The organism is Lacrimispora sp. 38-1, assembly GCF_049890855.1.
Taxonomy (GTDB): domain Bacteria; phylum Bacillota; class Clostridia; order Lachnospirales; family Lachnospiraceae; genus Lacrimispora.
Genome location: NZ_JBANEW010000043.1, coordinates 78288 through 88334 on the forward strand (window position 1 = coordinate 78288; position 10047 = coordinate 88334).

Sequence of the window (10047 nt, forward strand, 5' to 3'; positions counted from 1 at the left end):
TTTTATTATAAGTTGTGCATGGATTTTATTTATGATACGACTAAATTGTGCACAGAATATCGGATATATAAATGTATCCTATGATATTATGGTTGATGAAAGGAGGTTGTTTTATGGATTCAATAAGCAGTATGAATGAAGCATTATTATACATTGAAAATCACTTGACGGAAGATATCGATTATGGTGAGACAGCAAAAATCGCTAATTGCTCCGAATATCATTTTAAACGAATGTTTTCTTTCTTATCAGGAATCAGTTTATCTGAATATGTCCGAAGAAGATTAACATTAGCAGCACTTGATTTGAGGGATAAAAATTTCAGAATAATTGATGTTGCTGTGAAATACGGTTATAATTCAGCTGATTCATTCGCCCGTGCTTTTCAAAGCATGCATGGTATTCTGCCCTCTGAGGCAAGAGGTGAACAGACAAAACGAAAGGCTTATCCAAGAATGACTTTTCAATTATCAATTAATGGAGGATGCGAAATGAATTATAGAATTGTGGAAAAAGAGTCGTTTAAAATAGTAGGATTTAAGAAAAGAGTTCCAATTATTTTTAATGGTGTAAATCCGGAGATTGCAAAAATGTATGAACTTCTGACACCTGCAATTATAGAAAGATTGAAAGCGCTGTCAAATATTGAACCGACAGGTATTGTCAGTGCTTCAACAAACTTTTCCGAAGAAAGAATGGAAGAAAATGGAGAACTGGATCATTATATCGGTGTAGCAACCACAAGCAAAGAAACAACAGGATTTGACGAGTTAGACATTACTGCTGGTACCTGGGCCGTTTTTGACTCGGTAGGACCATTTCCTGAAACGCTTCAAAACGTGTGGGGAAGGATTTACTCAGAATGGTTTCCTGCATCGGGATATGAGACAGTAGAGGGACCTGAAATTCTTTGGAATGAAAGTAAGGATACTGAGAATCCCAAATACAGAAGTGAGATTTGGATTCCGGTAAAGTAATCCAGAGGCATTGAGAAAGAAAAATCTCGATGCCTCTGCTTTTATATAAATTAAAACATTCTCTTAAAACAAGGGTCTGATTCTACTTACATTCCAAAAAAAGATTGCATAAAAAGTGCAGCGCAAACCCCTCCTAAAAGTGGTGCAATTCCTGGAACTAATATACCATATTTCCAATCGGCCTCTGTCTTATTTTTAATTGGCAAAATGGCATAGGCAATTCTTGGTCCCATATCACGGGCCAGATTCATGGCAAATCCTGTAAGACCGCCCAGTCCCATACCAATGGCCCATACCAGAAGACCAACTGCAATAGGCTCAACAACCGGATTATTAAGTCTGGTAATTCCAAGAATGCAGCTGATAAAGATAAATGTTGCAAAAAACTCTACAAAAAAGTTACGCGGCAGATTTTGAATACCTGGTGAGGTGCAAAAAATATTACGTATTTTTACCGAATCAATTTTATCTTCTGATACTTTAAAGTGATCTGCATAACAAATGTAGATCAGTATGGCACCCACAAATCCTCCTGCTATTTGGGCAATTATATAAGGTATTACTTTATTCCATGAAATGTTACCAAGAACAGCCTGAGCAAGTGTCATGGATGGATTGATAAAGGCACCGTTAAAAAGATAAAGGGTAACAGTAATGCCAAAGGCCCAGGCTGTGATGGCAAACATATGGCTGAAACCATGATGCTTTGTTTCGTTCAGTGTTTCATTACTATGTACGCCTATGCCAAATACAATCATTAATGCCGTACCTAAGAACTCTGCAATAACATGGTGGTACATGTTTTTTCCTCCTAATGTAAAGCTTCATTTAATTTTGTACATACCAAATCGAGAGCATCCCGGGCTTCCTCAACCGTTCTTTGCATATTGAAAAAGCCGTGAATAATTCCGTCATATCTCTTAAGGCATACGTCAGCACCAGCTTCTGATAAGTTCTTTGCATAATGCTCGCCTTCATCTCTTAGCGGATCATATTCACATGTAATGATGCATGCATCTGGAAGATCTTTGAAACTTTCTGCTAGTAACGGTGAGGCCAGAGGATTCTTGGCTTCGCTTAAATCATTTAAATATTTAGGAACATACCATCCTTCAATTGCATGTGTTTCCAGTCTGTATCCCTTTGCGTTTTCAATTCTGGATAAAGGCTTTGTTATTCCAAGCAAATCAAACATTGTATTAATCAATACCTGATAAGTAATTGAAAATTCTTTTCTTTCTCTTGCCATCTGAGTAACTGCTGCCGTAAGTGTTCCTCCAACACTGTCACCACCAACCGCAATTTTATCCGGCTGTATATTTAATTCTGCTGCATTGTCATACACCCATTTTATAACGGAATAACATTCTTCCCCTGGATCAGGGAATTTGTGTTCTGGAGACAGACCGTAATCGATGGATACTACAGTGCAGTTCACTTTGTTTGTTATTTTGCGGCATATAGAATCGTAAACTTCCATGCTTCCAAAAATAAATCCTCCTCCGTGTATCCAAATAAATGCAGGGTGAATACCCTTGGTTTTGGGGTTGTAAATTCTGATTGGAGTATCTCTTTTTGCAGTTTTAATGGTACGATTGATCACAGTTCCTACGTCAATTACATCTCCTTTAAAATCATCCCAGCTTTTTTCATAATACTCTCTAAACTGTTCAATACTAAGGGAATACATACTGTCAAAATCTGTTTCTAGTAATTTGTTAAATATTGGATTTAACGGCATAATAAAAACCTTCTTTCTTAAATAATAATTTTATATTAGTTAACTAATGACGAGATTATAACAAAATTAGTTGAATAAATCAACTAAAATCAACTATTTTTATCTTAAAAGAAAATAATATTTTTATAAAAATTCTATTTAGAGATTAACCTTTACATTGTAATACATATTATATTAACATGCGAAATGACGAAAAAACACTGTAATAATAAGTTGACAATATATAGTAAAATGTATATAATATAGTTGAATATTTCAAAAGTTATAACTGAGCATAAGACATTATCGTGTAAATAAGAATAAGAAAGGAAAAATATAATTCAATCAACTTAAAAAGGAATTATTGGATTATACGAGACAAAAATGAATATAAAACATGATACAAGATATTTTGGGATTCTAAACAGACAACTTCAAACTTATATTAATCTTGCTTTCAAAGAATTAGATTTGGATTACTGGGAATGTATATTTATGGTAAATTTGTATGATAACGAGGGAATTAATCAGGAGAAGCTTTCTTCCATTCTTCTGATAGATAAATCAATAACTACAAAAACTATAAATTCGCTGGTAAATAAAGGGTTTATAATAAGAAAAGTTTGTGAAAAAGACAAAAGAGCTAAAAACCTTTATATATCAGATAAAGGAAAGGAATATAAAGAGCAGATTATTTATTTAATAGAAAAATGGATCGATTATATTTCGGATGGAATAGATAAAGAAACCCAGGAATTCGTACTTAATAAGCTTCGTATTATGGCAGAAAAAGCCAGAGATGCAGATTTTGACTGGATTATGCAGATGAAAGCGGGTAACTGATAAATGATGCTTTATGGTTTAATATATCATATCGGAATGATACGCTCACACGGTGCGATGGTAAAGAGGTACGGGAAAGATTATACAATGCGCTTTACCGCAACGTCAGACAGATACTTTAAACAGGTCAGCAAAAAAACGCCCGATATCGGCAAATCCGTTTTTTCGTTTAATTATGCTTTTGCTCCCGCCTATATTGCGTGGTATAAAACCGCTGTCGAACTAGGTACAAACGATAACAATATACAAGATCTCCTGTGGCTGATGAATGAAAAGATAATTACTGCCATACCCTCATTCTTCCGCAAAGCCTGCGGAAGAATGTATCTTAATAGTTTTCGTAAAAAAGCACCAATGCACGAAAAAAGGGAAATGCAGGGAAAAGTCCACACATATGATTTTTTAATTCATTTTATTCCCAAAGGCAAAAGTCATTTTGGCATAGATATTACAAGATGCGGGCTGAGAACGATAGCCGCAGATTTTGACGCTCTTGGTATATTCCCCGCAGTATGCCGCGTGGATTATATGATCGGCGAATATCTTCATTTGGGATTTATACGGACAAAAACACTTGGGGATGGAGACGATTGTTGTAATTGCCGTTATGAAATAGGAGGCATGTGCAGGTGGGCTCCAGAAGAAGGTTTTGAAAACAGAAAATAAGTTCGCAACCTCTGGTCTGTCTCATTGGATCTGATCAATCCAGTTAAGCATAACATCTGCCGCCAGCCCCAGATTTCCAATCTGGCAATGGGTATCGGCTGTTTCCTCCGAAGTAAACATACGCGCAGTAAGAGAGCGGACTTTTGTCAATGTTAAAATCTGATCTGTAAACTGTTTTATCGGAACATAATGATCATTCTGCCCTGCAAGAAGAAGTACATCCTGTGTTATTAAAGGTGAAAAGGTCTTTGTATTATAAGAAAGCATTTTATGGAAAAATTCATAAGGAGATGTACTGCCGGTTATATGCATTCCCTGCATAATTCCCCATTCCAGCATTAAATTTTGTTCCGCCAGCTTTTTAAGTTGGGTGTTAACCTCTTCCATTTTTTCCTGGACCATCATGTCTTTAAAGGTATCTCTGAAAACAGGGTCAATTTGATGAGTCAATACATCAAAAAAGTCCGCTAAAATATCATATGCAATTACTCGTTTCACTCTTTTTTCAAATGCAGCAGCCCTTAAGGATAAATAACCGCCAAGTGACATACCGATCAATGTGACATCATTCAACCGGAAATAATCAAGAATTGATTTTACAGGTTTTTCCCATTCATGTGTCATTGGTATATTATAATCCTCCAATGCACTGCCCTGACCTGGCCCGTCAAAACTGATCACATCATATCCGGCATCTTTAAATATCATGGTCATCAGAAAAAGCTCTTCTACATAGCTGTCAAAACCGCCGAAAAAAACAACAGTGCTTTTCGGTTTTTCAGGTGATATACGGTAAGCTGAGAGATAACCATTCTGATATGGAATCATATAGTGCTGATTTTCTGAGATCCCATAATAATCACAGGTAAGAGAAATAAACCGTTTGCGTAACTTTTTTTTGTCCGGATTAGAATCAGGTATGTAAAACTCAGCACCACGGAAATAATAGGCCGCCTTTAATTTTTCATTTTTTTCGAGAGAATTTTCCCCAAGCTCAATAAACGATTTAATTAAGTCACTATATGAATGAATTGCATTACTGGCATTTTGCATTTCAGCCAGCATAGTTTTGTCGTTTGTCCAATTGTAAAATCGATTCATTTGAAAATTGACGCTTGGGTCTGGATGTAAATTATAAAGTCCTACCGGAAAATCGTTTGTTGTCCATTTTTTTGTCATATTGAAAACTCCTTTCTTGTTTTAACAAGTAGTAGTATAATGGAGCCAAATTTCATATTCAATGATGGATAAAATAGAATTTGCGGTTTATGCAACGAAGCTGCTGTAATTGTTGATTATGTACGAAATAATAGACAGGTGGGGTGAAAATGACTAATGAAAATGATTTGCGGATTATAAAGACTCGCAGGCTGATAAGGGATGCATTTGTAGAATTGCTGGATATAAAGGGTTTTAGCGGAATAACAATAAATAATATTGCGGACCAGGCAATGATTAACCGGTCAACCTTTTACCTTCATTATACCGATAAATATGATCTTTTGCAGCAAACAATGGAGGAAGCTATGCAAAATATATTACAGCTGGTGGCTCCTGAGACGCATATTACTGATGGGAAACTTGAATATGACAGCTTTGTACAAAATATAAGTTCCATTCTCAAGACAGTTGAACGTGATGCTATGCTTTATAAAATAATTTTAAATGATAAAGAAATGTCAGGAATAAGCAAAAAATTTGAGAAAGCATTAATTGAGAAGCTTGACATTTGTTTTCCGGATCATATTTTAATTTCAAGAGATTTATTTTTAGAGATGATCACCTCGCTGTATATGTCAGCCATAAAATGGTGGTTAAATAATGATATGAAATACTCACCAGATTTTATGGCAGAACAGTTAGTTAAATTATTGGTAGCAGGGCCAACTAAGTCTATCGGGATTTAAAGTGGGTCCAGGAAGTATTGGGATAAAAGTTTGGATTTTAGGGGGTATATATGAATACTGATTTTATAAACTTAACAACAGAAAACCTTGCAGGTGAGCATTTATGCTGCATTATCCGAAGTAAAAAAATGCATCCCGGGATTGAAGCAAAGCGGCAATGGCTCTCGGACCGGTTAAAGGAAGGGCATGTCTTTAGAAAGTTAAATGAGAAGGCGACAGTCTTTATTGAATATGCCCCTCTTGAAACCGCCTGGGTTCCCATAACCGGTGATAACTATTATTATGTGTATTGCCTGTGGGTGTCTGGCAGCTGCAAAGGGAAGGGGTATGGGAGAATGCTGATGGAGTATTGTCTTGCAGATGCCAAAGAAAATGGTAAGTCGGGTATTTGTATGCTTGGATCAAATAAGCAGAAAGCCTGGCTTTCTGATCAGACCTTCGCGAAAAAGTTCGGTTTTGATGTTGTTGATACTACCGAACAGGGATATGAATTACTCGCCCTTTCATTTGATGGAACAACTCCAAGGTTTGCTCAAAACGTTAAAAACCACGGAATCGAAAAAGAAGAGCTTACAATTTACTATGATATGCAATGTCCCTATATCTTTCAAAATCTGGAGACGGTAAAGCAGTATTGCGAAATAAATGAAGTTCCGGTAACTGTCATTCCGGTGGATACGCTGCAAAAAGCAAAAGAACTGCCTTGCGTTTTTAATAACTGGGGTGTGTTTTATAAAGGTAAATTTCAGACGGTCAATTTATTAGATGCCGCCAGTTTAAAACGAATATTAAAAAAAGAGTAATTAAGAGAGAATGAAAGGCAAAAACCGATGAAAATATGGTTTTTGCCTTATTATATATGTGGGTATATACAGATCTGGCAGGATGGACAGAATTTGATAAAAATAGTCGAGAAAAAATTAAGATAAATGCTATTATTATATGGGAGGTGACATTATGCCGAAGGAACAGTCTCTTCAAAGAGCCATGGAATATATTGAAAAAAATTTAACTAATGATATCAGCTATTTTGATATTGCACGGGAAGCCGGAATTTCAGTGCCGCATTTTTACCGGTTGTTTAAGAGATTGACGGGGGACACAGTTGGTGCTTACATATTAAGGCGCAGGATATCAATGGCTGCAAATGACTTGGCAGATAGTGATAAATCTATTGTAAATATAGCATTCGAATATGGTTTCGAATCACATGATGTATTTACAAGGGCATTTTCCAGAGTGTACGGAATGTCTCCAAGTAAGTACCGAAAGAGCAGCACATCTGCGCCATTAAAACGATTAACAGTAATAAGCGATCAACCCGTGATGGATGAACATCAGATGAAGTTCGGTTTGCTGCATACGGAAGGCTTTGCTGTTGCTGGGCTGGAATGTAGGGCTGTGCAATGGGATGGTGACGGAGCCATAGGTAAATTATGGAGTGAATTTTTAGCACGCCTGGAAAAAATTGAGCTGACGCCAGATGCGGTAACCATGTATGGTATGTGTGAACATGAAGGCTGCAAGGATGGAGTTTTTACATATATGGCTGCAATCGGTATTAACTCTTTCACGGAAATACCCCCTGGTATGACAAAGAAATTTATAACACCCCAGAACTTCTTTCAGGCAAGTGTTCCTGATCGTATCAGCACGCCGGATGCTTATGCTGGTGCAATTGGTTACGCAAGAAGCCTGGGGTATGTCATAAAAGATAATGATATGATTGAGGTCTATGATGGAACCTTTAAGAATCCGGATGTGAACAGATTCCGGTTATTGATTCCTGTCATGTGATATAAATAAGAGAAGGAGTGTGTTAATATGGCAAATATATTTAAGAATGTTGACTGTATTGAGCTTTATGTTTCTGACTTAGACGAAGGAATACAATATTATTGTGACAGTATGGAGTTAAAGCTTCTTTGGCGTAATGCGGAAATGGTCGGACTGGGAATGGAGAATGATATTACCGAAATAGTTTTACAATGCCAAAGAAAACAGGTTCTTATCGATATAAAGGTGGAATCTGTGGACGAATCCATTGAAAAAATCAAAGAAGCAGGCGGAACGGTAGAATATGGTCCGTTTGATGTGCCCATCGGACGCTGCGCGGTGATCCTTGATAAATGGGATAACAAATATGTGATACTGGATATGACAAAGGGCAGATATGTAACAGATGAATATGGAAATGTAACCGGCGTAAGGAAAGAGTAATAACAAATCAGTTGTATTGAAGGATATGGGGTGAAAAATATTGATGAATCAAGTCATTATAGAGGTAAATAAAAAGCTGAATGAGATTCCTTTGTCATTTCTAAAAAAACCAATCATAATAGGCGGAATGGCCATGGAATATTATGGAATACGTAAGGCGGGCAAAGATATCGATCTGATCATTTCAGAAGAAGATTATCATGTATTTTCAGAAAAGTATCCAGATAACAAAAAAGACCTGTATGGTGATTTGGGCTTTATCATAAATACATTTGAGATCTGGAGAAGCATTGCACTCATTGATTATAATTTTTTTCTGAAGGATGCCGTTGATGAGGGAAATGTTTTAGTTGTATCCATAGACAGGCTTCTGTGGATGAGAGTTTGTGCCATGGAGGTTGAGAAGTACAAAAGAGATTTGGACTTAATGAAAGAATATTATTATGAGCATTTTAGAAATCAATGTTACCTGCAGGAACGAAGAATCATGGAGGCATTGAGTTAATAATGTAGGAAGAGGGGCTGCTGCCTCTCTTTTTTACTTTTTGCATTCTTTATAAAATTCGATTAAAAAGGACGCCTTTGTAAAACTTCTGTTCTTAGGACGGTACCTGGAAAGAATTGCTGACCATTCCACCAATATATGTGAAAGAACCATATACATGATTTCAGGTGAGATAAAGGAAATAAATTAGAGGCGTATAAGATAACCATTAGTTTCCATGGGGAAAGATCATTTTTTTGGATCTTTCCCCTTTGCCTTTATCATTTTTCAATCATTCAATGGTGATAGCTTGTGAAACCATAATAAAAGGTTTACAATATCCTTGTCACAATGCACATAGCCGGTTTTTCCCATTGAAGGAAGGAGATTAAATGAAATTAATTGAACTATGCAGCATGCTGGAGATACAAAATGAGGTACAGGAGAAATTAATTGAGTTTGAGAAAGAGATCGATTTTAATGCTATAAAACAGGTAACAGAGCAGATGAAGCACAAGGAAACCTGGGAAAGTGGGCTTGAGGATTTAAAAAACATACTGTCTCCTGATGAGGATGGCTTAAAAATTTTAACCTGCCAGCTGCATTGTGTGTGTGATGTTTATGATGAATACTTAAAGCTTGGAATTTCAAAAAATATCTTTATTGATACTATGAAATTTTTCCCCAGATTTTTGCAGGATTATAAGGATAGAAACGGAAGCTATCGTTACGTTTGGTCATGGTGGGCAGTTCGTCAGATTTCAATGGTGGAATATCGGATTGGCGTGCTTGAATATGAGATGAGAGTGGAAAATGATAAACATTTAATTGATATACATATTCCGGCGGATGCTGATATGGAAATAAGCAATCTAAGGAAATCCTACAAGGAAGCTTTGAAATTTTTTGAAAAATATTATCCGGATTTTTCCGGAGCTGATATGGTCTGCAGTTCCTGGCTGCTTGCACCATCATTAAAAAACGTTTTGCCTGATAAATCCAGAATATTGGAATTCCAGAAAGCGTTTGATATCCAGGCAATGGATGAGGATAGTCTGGGATTTATGGATTGGGTATATGGAAGCAGAGAGATTCCTTTAGAAGAATTGCCGGAACATACTTCCTTACAGCGAAGGCTTAAGCCCTACTTACGAAATAATGGCAAGATTGAATGGACTACCGGAAGGCTGGTTTCTGATCCGTTTTGTGAGAGTTAAAAGAATGAGCAGA

At 36.5% G+C, this 10047-nt stretch carries 13 protein-coding genes; 10 read left to right on the top strand and 3 right to left on the bottom strand.

Annotated features, from left to right (window positions below; genetic code table 11):
* Positions 1-113 precede the first annotated feature (113 nt).
* A complete protein-coding gene (locus V7D18_RS08690; protein ID WP_426153416.1) occupies positions 114-977 on the top strand; it encodes an AraC family transcriptional regulator in 864 nt (287 codons plus the stop codon).
* A gap of 86 nt (positions 978-1063) precedes the next feature.
* Here the strand turns inward: V7D18_RS08690 and larD are convergent, their stop codons facing one another.
* Together larD and V7D18_RS08700 are read right to left on the bottom strand one after the other, a co-directional pair.
* Complete coding sequence (gene larD / locus V7D18_RS08695) at positions 1064-1777, bottom strand: D/L-lactic acid transporter LarD (RefSeq protein ID WP_426153418.1); 714 nt, start codon at positions 1775-1777, stop codon at positions 1064-1066.
* Positions 1778-1788: 11 nt separating this feature from the next.
* Positions 1789-2718 (bottom strand): alpha/beta hydrolase, encoded by a 930-nt coding sequence (locus tag V7D18_RS08700; RefSeq protein WP_426153420.1) that lies wholly within the window; start codon positions 2716-2718, stop codon positions 1789-1791.
* Positions 2719-3081: 363 nt separating this feature from the next.
* On the opposite strand from V7D18_RS08700, the gene V7D18_RS08705 reads away from it, so the two are divergent.
* Positions 3082-3540 carry a MarR family winged helix-turn-helix transcriptional regulator gene (locus tag V7D18_RS08705; protein ID WP_426153422.1) on the top strand — a complete coding sequence of 153 codons (459 nt, stop codon included), beginning with the start codon at positions 3082-3084 and terminating at the stop codon, positions 3538-3540.
* Positions 3541-3543: 3 nt separating this feature from the next.
* Positions 3544-4206, top strand: a complete 663-nt coding sequence (locus V7D18_RS08710; RefSeq protein WP_426153424.1) for an L-2-amino-thiazoline-4-carboxylic acid hydrolase — start codon at positions 3544-3546, stop codon at positions 4204-4206.
* Between the two features lie 21 nt (positions 4207-4227).
* Here the strand turns inward: V7D18_RS08710 and V7D18_RS08715 are convergent, their stop codons facing one another.
* Complete coding sequence (locus V7D18_RS08715; protein WP_426153426.1) at positions 4228-5385, bottom strand: alpha/beta hydrolase family protein; 1158 nt, start codon at positions 5383-5385, stop codon at positions 4228-4230.
* A 149-nt stretch (positions 5386-5534) separates the two neighbouring features.
* Here V7D18_RS08715 and V7D18_RS08720 point away from each other — a divergent pair, with 149 nt between their 5' ends.
* From V7D18_RS08720 to V7D18_RS08750, 7 genes are all read left to right on the top strand, one after another.
* The gene (locus V7D18_RS08720) at positions 5535-6113 is read left to right on the top strand and encodes a TetR/AcrR family transcriptional regulator (protein ID WP_426153428.1); all 579 of its coding nucleotides are present in this window, start codon (positions 5535-5537) and stop codon (positions 6111-6113) included.
* Between the two features lie 50 nt (positions 6114-6163).
* Positions 6164-6916: a GNAT family N-acetyltransferase gene (locus V7D18_RS08725; protein ID WP_426153430.1), complete on the top strand. Its 753-nt coding sequence runs from the start codon at positions 6164-6166 to the stop codon at positions 6914-6916.
* Between the two features lie 154 nt (positions 6917-7070).
* The gene (locus tag V7D18_RS08730) at positions 7071-7910 is read left to right on the top strand and encodes an AraC family transcriptional regulator (RefSeq protein ID WP_426153432.1); all 840 of its coding nucleotides are present in this window, start codon (positions 7071-7073) and stop codon (positions 7908-7910) included.
* Positions 7911-7937: 27 nt separating this feature from the next.
* Positions 7938-8333 carry a VOC family protein gene (locus V7D18_RS08735; RefSeq protein WP_426153434.1) on the top strand — a complete coding sequence of 132 codons (396 nt, stop codon included), beginning with the start codon at positions 7938-7940 and terminating at the stop codon, positions 8331-8333.
* Between the two features lie 43 nt (positions 8334-8376).
* Positions 8377-8838 (top strand): hypothetical protein, encoded by a 462-nt coding sequence (locus V7D18_RS08740; protein WP_426153436.1) that lies wholly within the window; start codon positions 8377-8379, stop codon positions 8836-8838.
* A gap of 61 nt (positions 8839-8899) precedes the next feature.
* Complete coding sequence (locus V7D18_RS08745) at positions 8900-9028, top strand: PhoU domain-containing protein (RefSeq protein ID WP_426153914.1); 129 nt, start codon at positions 8900-8902, stop codon at positions 9026-9028.
* Positions 9029-9209: 181 nt separating this feature from the next.
* The gene (locus tag V7D18_RS08750) at positions 9210-10034 is read left to right on the top strand and encodes an acyltransferase domain-containing protein (RefSeq protein WP_426153438.1); all 825 of its coding nucleotides are present in this window, start codon (positions 9210-9212) and stop codon (positions 10032-10034) included.
* Positions 10035-10047 lie beyond the last annotated feature (13 nt).